Consider the following 756-nt stretch of genomic DNA (forward strand, 5'->3'; position numbering starts at 1 on the left):
AGATCCGCAATCTGCTGCTCGATGGCCATTCGGGCGCTGAGTAGCGGCGCTACCGCAACGGCGAGTGCTGGCCGATCTTCGATGAGTTCGGCAGCACGCAACGCGAATACGTTCATCTTTGCTGGGCCAATAACAAGCCCCAGATTCTTTAAGAGCCCGCGGACTTGGTTCTCGAGATCCCGCTTGATCTTGACGAGCAGAGCCCGGCTCGCCAAGAGAGCCTTGACCGCGTGGCTGTCGAGGTCTTTGACGCACACCTCCTTGTACCATCCACACTGCATGATGCGGGCGATGCCTATGGCATCGTTGCGATCGCTCTTGTTGATCTGCATTTTCAAAACGGCCTTGGCGTGCCTGGCGTCGATGCAGATGACGGGCAGCCCCAACTTCTTCAACTCAGTGCACAGCCACGTCGATGTTGCTCCGGCTTCGAGTCCGATCCGCGCGACATGCGGAGCGTTTGATTTGATGAAAGCTGCGATCGCTTCCGGGTCGGAATGAACTGTTCCTTCACGTCGAATCTTTCCCGCTCGATCAACAATGCAGATCGCTGTTAGCTTCAGGGACACGTCCAGTCCGACATAATGCTCCATTGCAGCTCTCCGGTTTGCGGGGCCCAAGAGGTGAGCCTCATCGATTCCTGGAGAGCTGATTCGCAGAGCTTCAGTATGGCTCTGGCCCGGAATTACCCCATGTGTGAAAACGCGGTGCTGCTGTTATGATTCTCCCGTGATTCTAAGGGGGAATTGATGAGGC

General features: G+C 56.3%; 1 protein-coding gene. It reads right to left on the reverse strand.

Features of this window, described 5'->3' with window-relative positions; translation table 11 throughout:
- Positions 1 to 593 (reverse strand): transposase (locus IVA95_RS15665; protein WP_247511273.1); only part of this gene is annotated, 593 nt, incomplete at its 3' end.
- Positions 594 to 756 lie beyond the last annotated feature (163 nt).

It is taken from the genome of Bradyrhizobium sp. 157, from assembly GCF_023073815.1.
Lineage (GTDB): Bacteria > Pseudomonadota > Alphaproteobacteria > Rhizobiales > Xanthobacteraceae > Bradyrhizobium.